Annotated in this window: 16 protein-coding genes; 14 read left to right on the plus strand and 2 right to left on the minus strand. The window is 75.4% G+C overall.

What is annotated here, in order from left to right; genetic code table 11:
* The first annotated feature begins 414 nt into the window (after positions 1–414).
* From hrcA to GSF02_RS16655, 14 genes are all read left to right on the plus strand, one after another.
* Positions 415–1,470 (plus strand): heat-inducible transcriptional repressor HrcA, encoded by a 1,056-nt coding sequence (hrcA, locus tag GSF02_RS16590; protein WP_159798489.1) that lies wholly within the window; start codon positions 415–417, stop codon positions 1,468–1,470.
* Positions 1,471–1,492: 22 nt separating this feature from the next.
* On the plus strand, positions 1,493–2,617 hold the full coding sequence (gene dnaJ / locus GSF02_RS16595) for a molecular chaperone DnaJ (protein ID WP_159798490.1): 1,125 nt from the start codon (positions 1,493–1,495) through the stop codon (positions 2,615–2,617).
* A gap of 61 nt (positions 2,618–2,678) precedes the next feature.
* Entirely contained in the window at positions 2,679–3,458 is a 780-nt protein-coding gene (locus GSF02_RS16600) for a 16S rRNA (uracil(1498)-N(3))-methyltransferase (protein ID WP_159798491.1), read from the plus strand.
* Positions 3,459–3,520: 62 nt separating this feature from the next.
* A complete protein-coding gene (locus tag GSF02_RS16605) occupies positions 3,521–3,871 on the plus strand; it encodes an HIT domain-containing protein (protein WP_159798492.1) in 351 nt (116 codons plus the stop codon).
* A 106-nt stretch (positions 3,872–3,977) separates the two neighbouring features.
* Positions 3,978–5,150, plus strand: coding sequence for a PhoH family protein (locus GSF02_RS16610; RefSeq protein WP_235915646.1), 1,173 nt, complete (start codon positions 3,978–3,980; stop codon positions 5,148–5,150).
* On the plus strand, positions 5,147–5,608 hold the full coding sequence (gene ybeY, locus GSF02_RS16615; RefSeq protein WP_159798493.1) for an rRNA maturation RNase YbeY: 462 nt from the start codon (positions 5,147–5,149) through the stop codon (positions 5,606–5,608). Before GSF02_RS16610 ends, ybeY begins: the two co-directional genes overlap by 4 nt.
* 14 nt (positions 5,609–5,622) lie before the next feature.
* Positions 5,623–6,951, plus strand: coding sequence for a hemolysin family protein (locus GSF02_RS16620; RefSeq protein ID WP_159798494.1), 1,329 nt, complete (start codon positions 5,623–5,625; stop codon positions 6,949–6,951).
* Entirely contained in the window at positions 6,948–7,919 is a 972-nt protein-coding gene (gene era, locus GSF02_RS16625) for a GTPase Era (RefSeq protein WP_159798495.1), read from the plus strand. Before GSF02_RS16620 ends, era begins: the two co-directional genes overlap by 4 nt.
* A gap of 91 nt (positions 7,920–8,010) precedes the next feature.
* Positions 8,011–9,561: an alpha/beta hydrolase family protein gene (locus tag GSF02_RS16630; protein WP_235915647.1), complete on the plus strand. Its 1,551-nt coding sequence runs from the start codon at positions 8,011–8,013 to the stop codon at positions 9,559–9,561.
* A gap of 207 nt (positions 9,562–9,768) precedes the next feature.
* Positions 9,769–11,583, plus strand: coding sequence for a DUF7937 domain-containing protein (locus GSF02_RS16635; protein ID WP_159798497.1), 1,815 nt, complete (start codon positions 9,769–9,771; stop codon positions 11,581–11,583).
* Positions 11,584–11,796: 213 nt separating this feature from the next.
* Complete coding sequence (gene leuA, locus GSF02_RS16640) at positions 11,797–13,566, plus strand: 2-isopropylmalate synthase (protein ID WP_159798498.1); 1,770 nt, start codon at positions 11,797–11,799, stop codon at positions 13,564–13,566.
* Positions 13,567–13,771: 205 nt separating this feature from the next.
* A complete protein-coding gene (gene recO / locus GSF02_RS16645; protein WP_159798499.1) occupies positions 13,772–14,590 on the plus strand; it encodes a DNA repair protein RecO in 819 nt (272 codons plus the stop codon).
* On the plus strand, positions 14,590–15,435 hold the full coding sequence (locus tag GSF02_RS16650) for an isoprenyl transferase (protein ID WP_159798500.1): 846 nt from the start codon (positions 14,590–14,592) through the stop codon (positions 15,433–15,435). Before recO ends, GSF02_RS16650 begins: the two co-directional genes overlap by 1 nt.
* A complete protein-coding gene (locus GSF02_RS16655) occupies positions 15,432–16,823 on the plus strand; it encodes an enterochelin esterase domain-containing protein (protein ID WP_159798501.1) in 1,392 nt (463 codons plus the stop codon). The genes GSF02_RS16650 and GSF02_RS16655 overlap by 4 nt, the downstream gene beginning before the upstream one ends.
* Positions 16,824–17,010: 187 nt before the next feature.
* Here the strand turns inward: GSF02_RS16655 and GSF02_RS16660 are convergent, their stop codons facing one another.
* Together GSF02_RS16660 and GSF02_RS16665 are read right to left on the minus strand one after the other, a co-directional pair.
* Positions 17,011–18,060 carry an iron-siderophore ABC transporter substrate-binding protein gene (locus GSF02_RS16660; RefSeq protein ID WP_159798502.1) on the minus strand — a complete coding sequence of 350 codons (1,050 nt, stop codon included), beginning with the start codon at positions 18,058–18,060 and terminating at the stop codon, positions 17,011–17,013.
* A gap of 98 nt (positions 18,061–18,158) precedes the next feature.
* On the minus strand, positions 18,159–18,965 hold the full coding sequence (locus GSF02_RS16665; protein ID WP_159798503.1) for an ABC transporter ATP-binding protein: 807 nt from the start codon (positions 18,963–18,965) through the stop codon (positions 18,159–18,161).
* Positions 18,966–19,008 lie beyond the last annotated feature (43 nt).

A 19,008-nucleotide genomic window follows, 5' to 3' on the forward strand; every position in this document is an offset into this window, starting at 1 on the left:
CCCGTCGGGGCGCTCGCGGCGGCGGGGCGGGCGAGGCCGGCCGCGGCGGCTCGGGCCTCGTCCGCGGCGGCGCGCTCGGCGACGCGGCGCCGCAGCTCGAGCCGGCGGGCGACCTCGGCCTCGTGCTGGCGGAAGGTGTCGTGGTACAGCTCTGCGCTCATGGCCTCCACGCTCCGCCTCTGAGGTAGGGGCGCGGATCGGGCATCCGACCGGTTCTGCGCGGGACCTTGGTCCCGCGGGTACCTCAGGCGGCGCCTGAGGTAGGCCGGCGCGACGGTGCCGCGCGCCCGCGCGGCGGACGCGGTGCGGCGGACGCGGTGTGACGGACGGGTCACGGGCGACGTCGGCAGCCCCGCGTAGGATGGCACTCGGAAGGCTGGAGTGCTAAGAGCTGCCCGGCGGGGAGGAGGTCTCGTGAGCGAGGAACGCCGTCTGGAGGTGCTGCGCGCGATCGTGGAGGACTACGTCTCGACGCGCGAGCCCGTGGGCTCCCGGGTGCTCACCGAGCGACACCGGCTCGGGGTCTCGCCCGCCACCATCCGCAACGACATGGCCGCCCTCGAGGAGGCCGGCCTGATCGCGCAGCCGCACACGTCCGCGGGGCGCATCCCCACGGACAAGGGCTACCGCCTGTTCGTCGACCGGCTCGCCGAGGTGCGGCCCCTGTCGGTGCCGCAGAAGCGGGCCATCGAGACGTTCCTGTCCGAGGCGGTGGACCTCGACGACGTGCTGACGCGCGCCGGCCGGCTCATCGCCCAGCTCACCGGCCAGGTCGCGGTCGTGCAGTACCCGTCCCTGCGCCGCTCCGGGCTGCGCCACCTCGAGCTGGTGCCGGTGGGTGGCGAGCGGCTGCTCGTCGTCGTCATCACCGACACCGGCCGCGTCGAGCAGCGCTACCTCGAGGTGCCGTCCGCCGCCGCCGGCCCGGACGGCACGGCGGGGACCGTGCTCGACGACGGCACGCTCGGCGAGCTGCGCGCCCGCCTCAACGCGGCCGCCGCGGGCAAGGGCCTGACCGACCTGCCGGTCACGTTCGCCCGCGTCGTCGAGAGCCTCGACCCGACCCTGGTGGACCTCGCCACGGCCGTGGCCGAGACCGTCGTCGAGACGCTCGGCGAGGAGAACGAGGAGCGCATCGTCCTGGCCGGCACCGCCAACCTCGCCCGCGCGAGCATGCGCTTCGAGCAGGGGCTCAGCCCGGTGCTCGAGGCGCTCGAGGAGCAGGTCGTGCTGCTCGGGCTGCTCACGGAGATGGCCGTCGACGGCGTCGCCGTGCGCATCGGGCACGAGAACCGGCTCGAGGGGCTCGCCCAGGCGTCCGTGGTGACGTCGGGCTACGGCTCCGGCGACGAGGGCGGTGACCCCGTCGCGATCCTCGGCTCGATCGGGCCGACCCGCATGGACTACCCCGGCACGATCGCGTCGGTCCGCGCCGTGGCGCGGTACCTCTCGCGCGTGCTGCCCCACTGACCCCCTGACCCAAGAGAGACCTGTGGCCGACTACTACGAGACCCTCGGCGTCCCGCGGGACGCCACGCCCGAGCAGATCAAGAAGGCGTACCGCAAGCTCGCCCGCGAGTTGCACCCCGACGTCGCCGGCGAGGCGGGCGAGGAGAGGTTCAAGGACGTCGCCCGCGCCTACGAGGTGCTGTCCAACCCGGAGAAGCGCCAGCAGTACGACATGGGTGTGGACCCGACGGCGCCGGGCGGCGGGGCGGGCGGCGGCTTCGGCGCCGGCTTCGGCTTCCAGGACATCTTCGAGACGTTCTTCGGCGGCGGGCAGTCCGCGCAGGGGCCCGTGCCCCGCGCGCGCCGCGGCCAGGACGCCCTGGTCCGCATGGACGTCGAGCTCGCCGAGGCCGTGTTCGGCACCAAGCGCGAGCTGCAGGTGGACACCGCCGTCGTGTGCTCGACCTGCTCCGGCAAGGGCGCGAGCCCGGGCACCGACCTGCGCACCTGCGAGGTCTGCCAGGGCCGCGGCCACGTGCAGCGCGTCGCCCGGTCGTTCCTCGGCCAGGTCATGACGACCGCGCCGTGCTCGGCGTGCGGCGGCTACGGCACGATCATCCCGGAGCCCTGCCCGGACTGCGCCGGCGAGGGCCGCGTGCGCTCGCGCCGCACGCTGACGGTCAACGTGCCCGCCGGCGTGGACACCGGCACCCGCATCAAGCTCACCGCGCAGGGCGAGGTCGGCCCGGGCGGCGGCCCGGCGGGCGACCTGTACGTCGAGATCCGCGAGAAGCCGCACGAGGTGTTCGTGCGCCGCGGCGACGACCTGCACTGCACCCTGCCGGTGCCCATGACGGCGGCGGCGCTGGGCACCGTGCTGGACCTGGAGACCCTCGACGGGGCGCAGGAGATCGACCTGCGCCCGGGCACGCAGCCCGGGCAGGTCGTGGTGCTCAAGGGCCTCGGCGTCGGGCACCTGCACTCCGGCGGCCGCGGCGACCTGCACGTGCACGTGGAGGTCCAGGTGCCGTCCGGCCTCGACGACGAGCAGGTGGCGCTGCTGCGCCAGCTCGCCGCGCTGCGGGGGGAGGAGCGCCCCGAGCCGCGGCTCGCGACGGCGCACCCGGGCGTCTTCTCCCGCCTGCGCGACAAGCTGAGCGGCCGGTGACGCGCCCGCGGGCCGCGGGCGCAGCGCGGGCCGTGCCGGGGGAGCGGACGGGGGGCCGGGCGTGAGCGCGCCCGTGTTCCTCGCCGACGGCGGCGCGCCGCTGGCCACGTACGCCGCCGGCGCCACGTACGCGCTCGGCGGCGCCGAGGGCCGGCACGCCGGCGTGGTGCAGCGCAAGCGCGCCGGCGAGCGCGTCGACGTGGTCGACGGCGCCGGCACGCGGCTGCGCTGCACGGTGGTGCGGGCCGACGGTCCCAGCCTGGAGCTGGCGGTCGACGAGGTCGTGCGCGAGCCCGCGCCCGACGTCGTCGTGACCCTGGTGCAGGCCCTGGCCAAGGGCGACCGCGACGAGCTGGCCGTCGAGGCGGCGATCGAGGTCGGCGCGGACGCCGTCGTGCCGTGGCAGGCCGAGCGGTCGGTCGTCGTCTGGCGCGGCGAGCGCGCCGCGAAGTCGCACGCCCGGTGGGTCGCCACGGTCCGCTCCGCCACCAAGCAGGCGCGCCGGGCCTGGCTGGCCCCGGTCGACGACGCGCACACCACCCGGCAGCTCGCCGCGCGCGTGCGGGCGGTGGTCGGCGCGGGCGGCGCCGCCGTCGTGCTGCACGAGGAGGCGACGACGCCGCTGGCCGCCGTGCCGCTGCCCGCCCCGGGCGGGGCCGGCGGGGCGCCGGAGCTGCTCGTCGTCGTGGGGCCGGAGGGCGGCATCGCCGAGGCCGAGCTCGCCGCGCTCGTCGAGGCCGGCGCCACGGCCGCGCGGCTCGGGCCGCACGTGCTGCGCACCTCCACGGCGGGCCCGGTCGCCGTCGCGCTGCTCAGCGAGCGGCTCGGGCGCTGGGCCTGAGGTCGCGACGGGCGCGGCGCTGCGGATGAGCCGCCGGGCGGCTCGGCGGTAGGTTCTGCTGCATGAGCGCCGAGACCGAGGACTGCCTGTTCTGCAAGATCGTCGCCGGGCAGCTGCCGGCGGACGTCGTCGCCACCTCCGAGCGGTCGATCGCCTTCCGCGACATCGACCCGCAGGCGCCGGTGCACTGCCTGGTCGTGCCCAGGGAGCACCACGGCGACGTCGCGGTGCTGGCGGCGGCCGACCCCGCGCTGCTGGCGGACATGGTCGCGCTGGCCGACGAGGTGGCGGGGGACCTGGCCGACGGCCAGTACCGGCTGATCTTCAACAGCGGGCCGCGGGCCGGGCAGAGCGTGTTCCACGTGCACGGGCACGTCATCTCCGGCAAGCAGCTGGGCTGGACGCCCGCCTGAGGCGACCGGCGCCAATCACATGGTGGGCGGGCGCGGGGCGCCGATAGACTGGGACCCGTCGAGCAGACCGTCGATCGAGGAGCGTGCAGCGGCGTCCAGCCGGCCCATGACCGCCACATCACCCCGCCCCGACTCCCGCGTGGAGCACCCCAGCGAGCACCGCATCATCGTGCCGCCGCACGTGCCGATGGTCGCCCTGCTCGGCAGCCGCGACTCCGTGCTGCGGGCCGTCGAGGACGGCTTCCCCCATGTGGACGTGCACGCCCGCGGCAACGAGATCACCGTCGCCGGCCCCGCCGGCGACGTCGCGCTCGTCTCCCGCCTGCTCGACGAGCTCGTCGAGGTGGTGGAGGCGGGCACCGAGCTGACCCCGGACGTGGTGCGCCGCTCCGTCGGCATGCTGACCGCCGAGACGGCGCAGCGGCCCGCCGAGGTCCTCACCCTCAACATCCTGTCCAGCCGCGGGCGCACCATCCGGCCCAAGACGGTGGGGCAGAAGCGCTACGTCGAGGCGATCGACGTCAACACGATCACCTTCGGCATCGGCCCGGCCGGCACCGGCAAGACGTACCTGGCGATGGCCAAGGCCGTCCAGGCGCTGCAGTCGCACCAGGTCAACCGGATCATCCTCACCCGCCCGGCCGTCGAGGCCGGCGAGCGCCTCGGCTACCTGCCCGGCTCGCTCACCGAGAAGATCGACCCGTACCTGCGGCCGCTGTACGACGCGCTGCACGACATGGTCGACCCGGACTCGATCCCCAAGCTCATCGAGGCCGGCACGATCGAGGTCGCGCCGCTGGCGTTCATGCGCGGCCGGTCGCTCAACGACTCGTTCATCATCCTCGACGAGGCGCAGAACACCACGTCCGAGCAGATGAAGATGTTCCTGACCCGCCTGGGCTTCGGCTCCAAGATGGTCATCACGGGCGACGCCACGCAGGTCGACCTGCCCGGCGGCACCGCCTCGGGCCTGCGGGTGGTCCAGGACATCCTCACCGGCGTCGACGACGTCGAGTTCTGCCGGCTCACGTCGTCCGACGTCGTCCGCCACCGGCTGGTGAGCGACATCATCGACGCCTACGCGCGCTGGGACACCGTCGCCGCCCGCGGCGGCTCGGACCGGCCGGACCGCTCGCGGCGCGCGCCCGCGCGCCGGGCGGTCGCGGGGCGGGGCGGCACGGGCCGCGGCGCCGAGCGGCACGGTGACGAGCGACGGGGCGACGAGCGACGGGGCGACGAGGACGGCGAGGGTCGGGACGCGGCGGTGGGAGACCGGTGAGCATCGAGGTCAACAACGAGTCGGGCTACGCGGTCGAGGGGCTCGACGAGGCCGAGTTCGCCGCCCTGGCGCGGTTCGTGCTCGACGCGCTGCACGTGCACCCCCTGAGCGAGCTGTCGATCCTCTTCGTCGACGCCGGCGTCATGGCGGACCTGCACGTGCGGTGGATGGACGAGCCCGGCCCCACCGACGTGATGTCCTTCCCCATGGACGAGCTGCGCCCGGGCCGCGAGGGCGAGGTCACCCCGCCCGGGACCCTCGGGGACATCGTGCTGTGCCCCGAGGTCGCGGCCAAGCAGGCGGTCGTCGCCGGGCACTCCACCGTCGAGGAGATGCTGCTGCTCACCGCGCACGGCATCCTCCACCTGCTCGGCTACGACCACGCCGAGCCCGAGGAGGAGCGGGAGATGTTCGGGCTGCAGCGCCGGCTGCTGCTGACCTTCCTCGCGGGCCGGTGAGCCCCGCCACCCCGATGGACGCTCCGGTCCTCCTGCTGCTGGTCGTCGCGGCCGCCGGCCTGGTCGTCACCGCGCTGCTCGCGGCCGGCGAGGCCGCCGTCCTGCGCGTGACGCGCGCCTCGCTCGTCGACGCCCTCACGGACGCCGAGGCCGGCGAGGGTCTGCGCTCCGAGACGCGCGCCGACCGTGTGCGCGCGGCCCAGGCGCTCGTGCTCGACCCGCCCGGCACCGTCGCCGCGCTGGGGGTGGCGCGCGCCGCCGCCGAGATCGTCGCCCTGGGCGCGCTCGCGCTCGCGCTGGCGGGCTGGCTCCCCGCGTGGTGGCAGACCCTCCTGGTGCTGCTCGTGCTCGGCGTCGCCGCGGGCCTGGTGACCGTGCGCGTCAGCCCCCGGCGAACCGGCCACCGGCGCCCGCTGCGGGTGCTGCTCGCGCTGTCCGGCATGCTGACCGTGGTCGCGCGGGCGACGTCCTGGGCGGTGCGCCGCTCGGTGCACCGGGAGCCGGAGGCGCCGCCGACGGAGGCCGAGCTGCGCGACATGGTCGACCGGGTCGGCGAGTCCGAGGTGTTCGAGGAGGACGAGCGGGAGCTGTTCCGCTCGGTGCTGGAGCTGCGCGGCACGCTGGCCCGCGAGGTGATGGTGCCGCGCACCGACATGGTCACGGCGCACCGGGACACGCCGCTGCGCAAGGTGATGCGGCTGTTCCTGCGGTCCGGGTTCTCGCGGGTGCCCGTGGTCGGCGCCTCCGTGGACGACCTGGTCGGCGTCGCGTACCTCAAGGACGTCGCCCGCGTCCTGGACGCCGACCCGTCGGCGGGGGACCGTCCGGTGGCCGAGGTGGTGCGCCCGGCGGTGTTCGTGCCGGAGTCCAAGCCGGTCGACGACCTGCTGCGCCAGATGCAGACCTCCGCGCACATCGCCGTCGTCGTCGACGAGTACGGCGGCACGGCCGGGCTGGTCACCATCGAGGACGTGCTCGAGGAGCTGGTCGGCGAGCTGACCGACGAGCACGACCGGGTCACCGCCGTCGAGCCCGAGGACCTCGGCGACGGCGTGTGGCGCATCCCGTCCCGGCTGCCGGTCGACGAGCTCGGCGAGCTGTTCGACCTGCGCCTGGACGACGACGACGTCGACACCGCCGGCGGCCTGCTCGCCAAGGCCCTCGGCAAGGTGCCGCTGGCCGGCTCCGCCGTCGACGTCGGCGGGCTGCACCTCGTGGCCGACCGGGTGGAGGGGCGGCGCAAGCAGCTCGCGTCGCTCCTGGTCAGCCGCGCCGAGACCACCGAGCACGACCCAGCAGACGGCGCCGAGGCGCGCACGTCCGACCAGAAGGAGCACCAGTGACCGCGACCGAGACCCCGACCGCCGACCGGACCGCCCACCGATCCGGGTTCGCCTGCCTCGTGGGCCGGCCCAACGCCGGCAAGTCCACGCTCACCAACGCGCTGGTCGGCGAGAAGGTCGCGATCATGTCGGCGCGGCCGCAGACGACGCGGCACACCATCCGCGGCATCGTCCACCGCCCCGACGCCCAGCTGGTGCTCGTCGACACCCCCGGCCTGCACCGCCCCCGCACGCTGCTGGGCCAGCGGCTCAACGACCTGGTCAAGGAGACCCTCGGCGAGGTCGACGTCATCGCGTTCTGCCTGCCCGCCGACCAGAAGGTGGGCCCGGGCGACCGGTTCATCGCCAACCAGCTCGCCCCGCTGATGACCGGCCGGCGCGCCGTGCCGGTGGTGGCCGTGGTGACCAAGGCCGACCTGGTGGACCGCGCCACGCTGGTCGAGCACCTGCTGTCGGTGCAGGCGCTCGCCGGCGAGGTGGACCGCGAGTGGGCCGACATCGTGCCGGTCTCCGCCCGCGACGGCTACCAGGTGGACGAGCTGGCGGACGTCCTGGTGTCCCACCTGCCCGAGGGCCCGGAGCTGTACCCGGGCGGCGAGCTCACCGACGAGCCGGAGCAGGTCATGGTGGCCGAGCTGGTGCGCGAGGCGGCGCTCGAGGGCGTGCGCGACGAGCTGCCGCACTCCCTGGCCGTCGTCGTGGACGAGATCGTCGAGCGGCCCGGCAGCGGCGACGAGAAGTCCGGCCGCCCGCCCCTGCTCGACGTGCGCGTGGACCTGTTCGTGGAGCGCGACTCGCAGAAGGCCATCGTCATCGGCCGCGGCGGCTCGCGCCTGCGGGACGTCGGCACGCGCGCCCGCCAGGGGATCGAGCGGCTGCTCGGCGCCCGCGTCTACCTCGACCTGCACGTCAAGGTCGCGCGCGACTGGCAGCGCGACCCCAAGCAGCTGCGCCGCCTCGGCTTCTGACGCCCGCGGGGGCGTCCGCCGAGACCACGAGGCCCGGCCGTGCCGTCCCGGCCGCGCGACTCGATAGGCTCCCGGGGTGATTGTGCGGACGGTGACGACGAGCGCGGCGCTCCTGATCGGCCTGGCGGTGATCGGCTCGCTGGCGGGCCCGTCGTGGGACCCGGTGCCGGTCGTCGACCACCTCCAGCCGGCGACGTCGGACACCGCGATCGGCGGCGCCGCGCAGCTCGAGGAGGCGGGCGTCGTCCACGCGCCGGGCACCTTCGAGGTCCGCGAGACCGACGTGACGATCCAGCTCGACGGCACCGAGGTGGGCGGCATCCTGCGCGAGCCGGTCGGGGCGGGGGAGGACCTGCCCGGCATGGTGTTCGTGCACGGGGCGGGCACCGGCCTGGCGAGCGTGGCCTTCACGGAGGTCGCGAGCGAGGTCGCCAGCGCCGGCGTCGTGACCCTGGTGCCGGACAAGCGGCTCGACACCTACACCACGCTGCACCGCGACTACGTCGCGATGGCGGCCGACTACCAGCGCTCGGTGGACTACCTGCGCGACGTGCCGACGGTCGACCCCGACCGCGTCGGCGTCTACGGCGAGTCCGAGGGCACCTGGATCGTGCCGATCATGCAGGTCGAGGACCCGACGATCGCGTTCACCGTGCTGGCGTCGGCGCCGGTCGTGCAGCCGCGCCAGCAGGCCGCGTTCGCCGTCGACAACTACCTGCGCAACACCCACGTGCCCGAGGAGGTCTTCCGCGCCATCCCGCGCGCGGTGGGCATGCAGGTGCCGGGCGGCGGGCTGGACTACGCCGACTTCGACGTCACGCCGTACCTCGAGCGGCAGACGGCCCCCGTGCTCGTGGTCTACGGCACCGGCGACCCGTCCATGCCGGTCGAGCAGGGCGCGCGCAAGGTCATCGCCGACACCGCCGTCGGCGGCGGCGACGCCCCCGTGACCGTGCGGTACTACGCCGACGCGAACCACGGCCTGCGGGTCGGCGGCAAGGTCGTGCCCGAGTTCCCGCGCGACGTCGCGGCCTGGGTGGCGGGCCTGCCGGCCACCGCCGACGCCGCGCCGCGCGTCGCGGGCGCGACCCCCAACCAGCTGTTCCTCGCCGAGCCGCTGGCGCGCCCGGCGTGGTGGGGCAACGGCGACATCATCGTGGGCGCGGTGGCCGTCGGCATCGTGCTGCTCGTGCTCGGCCCGCTGGTGTGGGGAGCCGTCGCGCTCGTGCGGCGCCTCATGGCGGTGGGCCGCGGCGTGCCGGACGTCGTCGCGCGCTCCCACCTCGCCCGCGGCCTGCGGCGCGCGCTGCTCGGCCTGAGCCTCGGCTCGGTCCTGACGACCGTCGCGCTGGTGGTCTACCTCATGGCGGTCGCGCGGCTCGCGCTGGACTACGAGCAGGACGACGTCGTCGTCCAGGGCGGCTGGATCGGCGTGCGCGTGCTCGGGCTGGTCACCGTGGTCGCCGGGGCGATCGTCGTGCAGCGGGTCGTGGACGTCCGCGCGGCCCGCCGCGCCGGCGACCACGAGGCGGCCGTGGCCCGCGGCTGGCCCGCAGTCCTGACGCTCTGGTGCACGGTGGTCGGAGCGGCGTCCCTGCTGCTCTGGCTCGCCTACTGGGGCGTGTTCCAGCTGGGCATCTGAGCCTGCGCAAAGCCCCCACGAATTCCGCACGACGTCCGTGCCGCGTCCGGCCTGCCGTGCGGCGCCCCACCGGGTAGAAACGAGGGGGGCCGTCCGCCCACCTCCGGGCGGCCGCCGACGTCCCGTCGCGACCGGACGGGCACCGGCGGCGGCCGGCCCGACGCACCCGTTCGACGCACCCGCTCGCCGCACCCCGAGGAGCTGCCCATGACCACCACCGCACCGGACGCCGTCGCCCCCCGCGAGCCCTTCGTCGGGGTCCCGGTCCGCGACGTCGTGCGTGACGTGGTGGCGGTGATCGCCCTCTTCGTCGGCCTCGCGCTGCCCTGGGACGCCGCCCACCGCGGCGCCGACCTGCTCGTGATCGTGCTCGTGACGGTCGTGGCGCTGGTCACCGTCGTCGCGCCCTACGCGCGCCGCGCCGGCCTGTGGTGGGCCCGGTTCGGCAGCGCCGGCAGCCGGACCCGGGTCGCAGGCGTGGTGCCCCTGCTGGTGGCGGCGCTGGTCACCCTCGTGGTCGACGCCGTGCCCGGAGGCGGCCAGGGCGTGGGCGCCGGGCTCGGGCTGGCCGTGGCCGGCGCGCTCCTCGTGGCGGTGCCCACCTGGCCGGTGGCGCTGCCGCTGGTCGCCGGGCTCGTGGCCCTCGGCGCCGTCGTCACCCCCGTGCTGACCGCGGCGGGCGGCGGCAGCGCCGCCGACGTGACCGACGCGGTGCTCAGCGCGCTGCTCGTGCTCGCCGTCCTCGTCCTGACCGTCGGGGACCGCCTGCGCGGCGGCACCCCCGACGCGCTCGTGACCCTCGTCGGCGTCGGGGCGGTCGTCGCCCTGTCGGCCGGCCTGTTCGCCGGCAGCGAGTCCGGCCCGTGGGTCGAGAGCCTGCACGGGGTGCGCTTCGGCGTCCTGCTGCTGCCCGCGGTGGCCGCCGCGGCGCTGCCGCGCACCGTCGAGCACGCGGTGGACAGCCCCGCCGAGCCGTTGGTCTGGGCGGGCGTGGCCCGCCGGGCCCTGCTCCTGGCCGCCGTGCTGTCCGCCTACGTGGCGCTGGTCGCGGTGTCCGGCCTCGCGCTGCGCGGGTTCAGCGTCGAGTTCGTGCTGCGGCTGATCGTCGGGCTGCTCGCCGCGGCCGTGGCCGTCATCGGGTGGCGTGCGCTGCGGCGGGACGTGACCGCGGGGCACGCCACCGCCGTCGGCACCGCCATCGTGCTGGTCGTGCTGGGCGTCGTCATCGCCGTCGCCCGCACGGGAGTCTCCACGCGCTCGACGGCCGAGGAGCTCCTGCTCGCCTTCGGCCTGCCGGCGATGGTCCTGGCGACGCTGCTGGTGCCGCAGTCCCTGCGCGAGCTGCGCGGGCGGGCGACCCCGCCCGCGACGGGCCCCGAGGGGGCCCCTGAAGCGACCCCCGAGGCGGGCCCCGAGGCGGTCGCCGCCGGCGAGCCCGCGCAGGGCGACCCCACGCCGCCCACGCCGCCCGCGGCCGCGGCGCCCGCGGGTCCCGCCGCCGAGGCCCCCGTGGAGACGCCCGCCGAGGCCTCCGCGGAGCCCGCCGAGACGCCCGCGGCGGACTCCACCGCGGTGCTGCCGCCGGTCGCCGCGCCGGCTCCCGAGCCGCAGCCGGCCGCTCCCGCTCAGCCGGCCGCGACGTCGCAGCCGACCGTGCCCGCCCAGCCCGTCGCGCCCGCCCAGCCGGCCGCTCCCGCCACCGCGGCGACGCAGCAGGTCGAGCAGCCGGTGGCGCGCCCCGCCCAGCCGCCGTTCACCAAGCCGCGGCGGCGCCCGTCGTCGGACGCCTCGCAGACCCAGGTGCTGCCGCCGGTGGTCGACGTCCCCGGCGCGCGCTGGCAGGTCGCCCAGGCGAGCGACCCGGCGACGCCCCTGGCCGACCTCGCGCTGATCGTGCAGGAGGCGCCGCACCTGCGCCCGTACGTCGCGGCGAACCCGTCGACGTACCCGGCGCTGCTCGACTGGCTCGGCGCGCTGGGCGACCCGGCCGTCGACGTGGCCCTGCGCGCCCGCGGGCGCTGAGCGCGGTTCCCACATCGCGGACGTGACCGGTGACACAGGGCCCCGGGGGTACAGTGACCGTGTGCGGCGCACGGTGAGCCTCCTCCTTCTGTGCCGCGGCGAGACCCTCTGAGGCCGGTCCCTCGCCGCGGCGACCTCGGTGTGCCGGCCTGCAGCCCCGTCGAGGCGGAACGCTCCCGGGGCTGACGCACCCAGCAGGAGGAGCAGGAGAGCATGACCACCCACCCCCGCGGCATCGTCGAGACCAACCCCCAGACCCCCTCGGGCATGCCGGTCCACAAGTACCGGCCGTTCCAGGAGCAGATCGCCGTCTCGCTGCCGGACCGCACCTGGCCGGGCAGGACGATCACCAAGGCCCCGCGCTGGTGCGCGGTCGACCTGCGCGACGGCAACCAGGCCCTCATCGAGCCGATGGACGCCGAGCGCAAGCTGCGCATGTTCGAGCTGCTCGTGCAGATGGGCTACAAGGAGATCGAGGTCGGCTTCCCGTCGGCCTCGCAGACCGACTTCGACTTCGTCCGGATGCTCATCGAGGAGGACCGGATCCCCGACGACGTCGTGATCCAGGTCCTGACCCAGTCGCGCGAGCACCTCATCGAGCGCACCTACGACGCCATCCGCGGCGCCAAGCAGGCGGTGGTGCACCTGTACAACTCGACGTCGGTGCTGCAGCGCGAGGTCGTGTTCCGCACGGACATGGACGGCATCGTCGACATCGCCCTGACCGGGGCGCGGCTGTGCCGCAAGTACGAGGAGACGATCCCGGAGACCACGGTCTTCTACGAGTACTCCCCGGAGTCGTACACCGGCACCGAGCTCGAGTTCGCCGCCCGAATCTGCAACGAGGTGCTCGAGGTCTTCGAGCCGACGCCCGAGCGGCCGGTGATCATCAACCTGCCGGCCACGGTCGAGATGGCCACGCCGAACGTCTACGCCGACTCGATCGAGTGGATGAGCCGTCACCTCAACCACCGCGAGAACGTCATCCTGTCGCTGCACCCGCACAACGACCGCGGCACCGCCGTGGCCGCTGCCGAGCTGGGCTACCTGGCCGGGGCCGACCGCATCGAGGGCTGCCTGTTCGGCAACGGCGAGCGCACGGGCAACGTGGACCTGGTGACGCTCGGCATGAACCTGTTCAGCCAGGGCATCGACCCCGAGATCGACTTCAGCGACATCGACGGCATCCGCCGCACGGTCGAGTACTGCAACCAGCTGCCGGTGCACGAGCGCCACCCCTACGCCGGCGACCTGGTGTTCACGGCGTTCTCCGGCTCCCACCAGGACGCCATCAAGAAGGGCTTCGAGCACATGGCCGCCCGCGCCCGCGAGGCGGGGGCCGACGTCGACGAGCTGGTCTGGGGCGTGCCCTACCTGCCCATCGACCCCAAGGACGTGGGCCGCTCCTACGAGGCGGTCATCCGCGTCAACAGCCAGTCCGGCAAGGGCGGGGTCGCGTACCTGCTCAAGTCCGAGCACGCCATGGACCTGCCGCGCCGGCTGCAGATCGAGTTCTCCCGCGCCGTCCAGGAGCACACCGACGCCCAGGGCACCGAGGTCACGGGCGACGACATCTGGCGCATCTTCACCGACGAGTACCTGCCCGTCGAGCCGGAGAACGCCGCCGGGCTGGAGCCGTGGGGCCGCCTCAAGCTGCGCGAGACCCGCACCACCGCCGCCGAGGACGGCACCACCACGCTGTCGGTCGACGTCGTCGACCGTGGCGAGGAGCTCACCCTGACCGGCACCGGCAACGGCCCGATCGCGGCGTTCGTCGACGCCGTCGCCAAGGTGGACGTCCAGGTACGCGTGCGCGACTACGCCGAGCACGCGCTGAGCGAGGGCGGCGACGCGTCCGCCGCGGCGTACGTCGAGGCGCAGGTGGGCGACGCCGTCCTGTGGGGCGTGGGCATCGACCCGTCCATCACGACGGCGTCGCTCAAGGCGATCGTCTCGGCGGTCAACCGCGCCGAGCGCGCCTGACGCGCGGGCCGAGGCGCTGTCTGTTCGGTGATTCGTCGGCTGATCGGTGATCCGGATCGCCGATCAGCCGACGAACCACCGAACGGACCGAGCGGTGCGGGCGGCCGGGACCTCGCCGTGGCGGACCGCTAGAAGCTCTTCGGCCTGCCGTGAACGTCGCGGCGTCCCGCGTCCGCGTGTGGGCGCCGGGGGGCAGAATGGTCGCGTGCCCCTGTACCGAGACGACGCGATCGTGCTGCGCACCCAGAAGCTGGGCGAGGCCGACCGCATCGTCACCCTCCTGACCCGCGAGCACGGCAAGGTCCGCGCGGTCGGCAAGGGCGTGCGGCGCACCACCTCGCGCTTCGGCGCCCGGCTCGAGCCGTTCATGGTCGTCGACCTGCAGCTGCACACCGGCCGCTCGCTCGACACGGTGACGCAGGTCGAGACCGTCGGGGCCTACGCCCGCACGATCTGCGAGGACTACGCCGCGTACACCGCGGGCGCAGCGATGCTCGAGGCGGCCGACCGGCTCGTGGCCGCCGAGCACGAGCCCGCGGTCCAGCAGTACTGGCTGCTCGCGGGCGCGCTGCGCGCGCTGGCCCAGCAGGCGCACACCCCGGCGCTGGTGCTCGACTCCTACCTGCTGCGGGCCCTCGCGGTGGCGGGCTGGGCGCCGTCGTTCACGGACTGCGCCCGCTGCGGCGAGCCGGGTCCCCACCACTCGTTCAACGTCGCGGTGGGCGGGGCCGTGTGCACCCGCTGCCGCCCGCCCGGCTCGCCGGCGCCCGCGCCCGCGACGTTCCACCTGCTCGCCGCGCTCCTGACCGGCGACTGGGACACCGCCGACGCCTCGGCCGACCGCTACCGCAAGGAGGCCTCGGGCCTGGTCGCGGCGTACTCGCAGTACCACCTCGAGCGCACGCTGCGCTCGTTGCGGCACGTCGACCGCGCACCGGTCGCCGTCGCGGCGGCGGCCGGCGCCCCCGCGGCCGGCGCGAGCCCGGTCCCGCCCGTCGTCACCGAACCCCGGAGAGAGGCCTGATGCCCCGCACCTACGCCGAGCCGTACCCGCACCCGTCCGGCGCCACGCCGCCGGCCATCCCGGCCGAGCTGCTGCCGAACCACGTGGCGATCGTGATGGACGGCAACGGCCGGTGGGCCAACGCCCGCGGGCTGCCGCGCATCGAGGGGCACAAGCAGGGGGAGAAGTCCCTGCTCGACGTCGTCGCCGGGGCCGTCCAGCTCGGCGTCAAGCACGTCTCGGCGTACGCGTTCAGCACGGAGAACTGGAAGCGCTCGCCCGACGAGGTCCGCTTCCTCATGAACTTCAACCGGGACGTGATCCGCCGCCGTCGCGACGAGATGTCCTCCTGGGGCGTGCGGATCCGCTGGGCCGGGCGCAAGCCGCGGCTGTGGGGCTCCGTGGTCAAGGAGCTGCAGATCGCCGAGGAGATGACCCGCGACAACGACCGCTGCACGCTGACCATGTGCGTGAACTACGGCGGGCGGGCGGAGATCGCCGACGCCGCGGCCGCGATCGCCCGGGACGTCGCCGCCGGGCGGCTCAACCCCGCCCGCGTCACCGAGAAGACGATCCAGCGCTACCTCGACGAGCCGGACCTGCCCGACGTCGACCTGTTCCTGCGCTCGTCGGGGGAGCAGCGCACGTCGAACTTCATGATCTGGCAGGCCGCCTACGCCGAGATGGTGTTCATGCCCGAGCCGTGGCCCGACGTGGACCGCCGCCACTTCTGGCGCGCCTGCCAGGAGTACGCCAGCCGCGACCGGCGCTACGGCGGGGCGGTCGACGCCGTCCCGGCGGCGACGGCGCCGCAGGACGCCGCCGGTCCCGGGGACGTGGCGGGCGCCGCCGGACCCACGGCGTGAGCCCGTTCGACGCCCCGCCGCGCCCCGGCGCGGCGGGCGCCGGCGTGCCCCCGCAGACCGGCCGGCCCGGCCCCGTGCCGCGGGTGGCGAGCCCGGCGCTCGCCGACGTGCTCGCCGAGCCCTCGCGCGCCCACCGCGACGCGCTGATGCGCCGCGTGGCGCAGGAGGGCACCCCGCTCGTCGACGCCGCGGACGACCCGGCGTTTCGCGTCTACACGTTCGTGCACGCCGGCGCCCCCGGCACGCGGGCGGTGCTGCTGGACGTCAACAAGCTCGTCGACGCCGGCACGCACCGGCAGGCGCTCATGGAGCAGGTGCCCGGCACGACGCTGTGGGCGCTGGCCCTGCGCATGCCGGCCGGCTGGCGCGCGACCTACGGCCTCGCCGTCGACGACGGCACCGTGCCGCTGGTGCTCGGGCAGGACGCCGACGCCGCGGCGCGGCTGGCGGGCCTCGAGCACCGCCGCGCCCGGGCCAAGGCTGCCGCCGACCCGGACCGGCACGCCGACCTCGACGCCTGGTACGACCTGCTGCGACGCTCCGGGCCGGACCCGCTGGCCCGCGACGAGGCGCTGCTCGCGGCGGAGACCTCCGTCGTCGTGGGACCGCACGCGCCCCGCCTCCCGGGCCCGCTCGCGGACGAGGACCCGGACGCCGCGCTCGCCGCGCACGGCAGCCCGCTCGGCGCGGGGGGACGGGGGCGGCTGGTGCCGGTGTCCGCAGGGCTGCCCGACGGCGTCGAGGCCTGGTGGCACATGCCGTCCGTGGCGCCCGGGCCCGGGGGCTACGACGTGCTGGTGCTGCTGGACGGCGGGCCGTGGCGCACCCGTGGTCTTCGGGTGCTCGACCGGATGTCGACCACGGGGCTGCTGCGCCCGACCGTCACGCTGCTGGTGCAGCACGCCGACGCGGCCGCCCGCTCGCGCGACCTGACCTGCTCCCCGGAGTTCGTCCGCGCGCTGGTGGCGCTCGTGGACGAGGCGGGCGACGCCGTCGGCGCGCCGGTCGCGCGCGACCCGCGGCGCACGACGATCGCCGGGCAGAGCCTGGGCGGGCTCACCGCGCTCTACGCCCAGTGCGTGGCGCCGGGCTGGTTCGGGGCGTCCGTGTGCCAGTCCGGGTCGTGGTGGTGGCCGTCCGGGGACGAGGCCGGCTGGCTGGAGCGCGCCGTCGCCGAGGCGGCGGCGGACCCTGCCTGGCGCCTCGGCCGGGTCCACCTCGAGGTCGGGACGCAGGAGTGGGTGCTGCTGGACCGCACCCGGCGGCTGCGCGACCTGCTCGCCGAGCGCTGCGAGCGGCTGGGCTACCGTGAGGTGGCCGGCGGCCACGACGCGGCCTGGTGGGCGGCGACGCTCCCGGAGGCGCTCGCCTCCGTCACCGCGAGATAGAGAGCCCTCGCGCCGAGATAGAGAGCTCGCGCCCGCGCCCTCTCTATCTCGCGCCCGCACGCTCTCTATCTCGGGTCCGCGCCCTCTCTATCTCGGCGGACGCGCGAGGGCCCCGCGCCGACCTCTCGGTCGGCACGGGGCCCTCGTGCGTCCGGCTCGACGGCACCAGCCCGTCAGGCCGGCGTCGTCACTGCAGCGTGTCGGAGATCTTGTCGATCAGCGTCGGCAGGCCGCCGTCCCACGTGAAGGTCAGCGCCGTCGGCGGGGACACCGAGGACACGGTGACCGGGTCGAACACCTGCGCGACCTTGCCGGCCTTGATGGCCGGGACGGCCTGCAGCTCGGGCGCGGTCAGCACCGCCTTCGCCTCCTCCTCGCTGTTGGAGTAGGTGATGACGAAGTCGGTCTGGAGCTTGTCGAGCTCCTCGTCGCTCAGCTCGTAGTAGAACCCGCCGTCGGAGGTGTCGAGGTCGGAGACCGCCGGGGCGATCTTCAGCCCCAGCTCCTCGAGGATGTTCACGCGGGGGTCGGCGGGGGTGTAGACGGACACGTAGCCGTCGCCGTCCCAGATCCCGGCGAACGTCTTGCCCTCGAACTCCGGGTGGGCGGCTTTCTGCTCGGCGAGGAAGTCGTCGATGCCGGTGAGCACCTCGTCGCCCGCCTTGCTGCGCCCGAGCGCCTCGGCGACGATCTTGATCTCCTCGTCCCACTGGGTGGTCCACGGGGCCTCGGGGTAGGCGACGACCGGCGCGATGTCGCTCAGCAGGTCGTACTGCTCCTGGGTCAGGCCCGAGTACGGCGCGAGGATGAGGTCCGGCTTGGCGGCCACGAACTCCTCGTACGGCACCTCCGAGCCGGTGCCGTCGTCGGTGAGCATCGCCGGGTGCTCGACGCCGGCCTTGTCGTAGGCCTCCTCGACCCACGGCAGGAGGTTGCCCTCGCCGACGGTGTAGCGCTGCTCGGCGACGGCCACGGGGTAGACGCCGACCGCGATCGCGGCCTCGGTGGAGCCCCAGCCCCAGGTCGCCACCCGCTGCGGCTCGGACTCGATCGTCACGTCGCCCAGCGCGGACTGCATCGTGATCGGGAAGCTGTCGGTGGCGCCGCCGGCGCTGCTGCTCGGGGCGGACGACGCGGCGTCCCCGCCCGAGGGGGACGACGACGAGCAGCCGGCGAGGGCCAGGGCGGCCGCGGCCACGAGACCGGCCGCGGCGGCGAGAGAACGGCGAAGGCGCACGTGCACTCCTCGGTGAGCTCACGGAGCCCCGTGAGACGTTGATGGTGAGGTGGTGAGGTAAGGCTAACCTATTGTCGGCGGCGGCCGGCGCCGGTGTCTCAGCTGGTGGCGCCGGACCGGTGGCGGCCCACCGGCACGACGAGGGGCGTGCCGGAGACCGGGTCGGGGACGACCGTGGCGTCGAGCCCGAAGGCCCGCTTCACAGTCTCCTGGGTCAGCACGTCGCGCGGCGCCCCCTGGGCGACGACGGCGCCGGCGGACATGACCACGAGGTGGTCGGCGTACCGGGCGGCGAGGTTCAGCTCGTGCAGCACCATGACCACGGTGGTGCCGCGCTCGGCGTTGAGGTCGGCCAGCAGGTCGAGCAGGTCCACCTGGTGGGCGACGTCGAGGAACGTCGTCGGCTCGTCGAGCAGCACGACGTCGGTCTCCTGGGCGAGCACCATGGCGATCCAGACGCGCTGGCGCTGGCCGCCGGACAGCTCGGCGACGGGGCGGTCGGCGAGGTCGGCGACGCCCGTGGCGGTCATCGCCCGGGCCACGACGGCGTCGTCGTCGCTCGAGTGCCGCCCGAACCAGCCCTGGTGCGGGTAGCGGCCGCGGGCGACGAGCTCGGCCACGCGCACACCGTCCGGCGCGATCGACGACTGCGGCAGCACGCCCACGCTGCGGGCCAGCTCCTTGCGCGGCACGTCGGTGACGTCCCGGTCGCCGAGCAGCACGCGCCCCGCCTCCAGGGGGTGCAGCCGCGCGAGGCCGCGCAGCAGGGTCGACTTGCCGCAGGCGTTGGGCCCGACGATGGCGGTGACCCGGCCGGCCGGCAGCTCGAGGTCGAGGCCGTCGATGACGCGGCGGCCGTCGTAGCCGATGCTCACGCGGGCGGCGCGCAGCGCCGGCGCGGCCACGCGGGCCGCGGCCGGGGCGGCCGCGGCCGGGGCGGCGGCGCCG

Origin of the sequence: Puerhibacterium puerhi, from assembly GCF_009846865.1 — a bacterium.
Classification (GTDB): Bacteria; Actinomycetota; Actinomycetes; order Actinomycetales; family Cellulomonadaceae; genus Puerhibacterium; species Puerhibacterium puerhi.

What these genes read in the sequence shown, in the direction of transcription:
- GSF02_RS16605 (WP_159798492.1), top strand. Translation starts at nt 3,521, where the DNA reads ATGAGCGCCGAGACCGAGGACTGCCTGTTCTGCAAGATCGTCGCCGGG.
- GSF02_RS16610 (WP_235915646.1), top strand. Translation starts at nt 3,978, where the DNA reads ATGACCGCCACATCACCCCGCCCCGACTCCCGCGTGGAGCACCCCAGC.
- GSF02_RS16620 (WP_159798494.1), top strand. Translation starts at nt 5,623, where the DNA reads ATGGACGCTCCGGTCCTCCTGCTGCTGGTCGTCGCGGCCGCCGGCCTG.
- GSF02_RS16635 (WP_159798497.1), top strand. Translation starts at nt 9,769, where the DNA reads ATGACCACCACCGCACCGGACGCCGTCGCCCCCCGCGAGCCCTTCGTC.
- leuA (WP_159798498.1), top strand. Translation starts at nt 11,797, where the DNA reads ATGACCACCCACCCCCGCGGCATCGTCGAGACCAACCCCCAGACCCCC.
- GSF02_RS16650 (WP_159798500.1), top strand. Translation starts at nt 14,590, where the DNA reads ATGCCCCGCACCTACGCCGAGCCGTACCCGCACCCGTCCGGCGCCACG.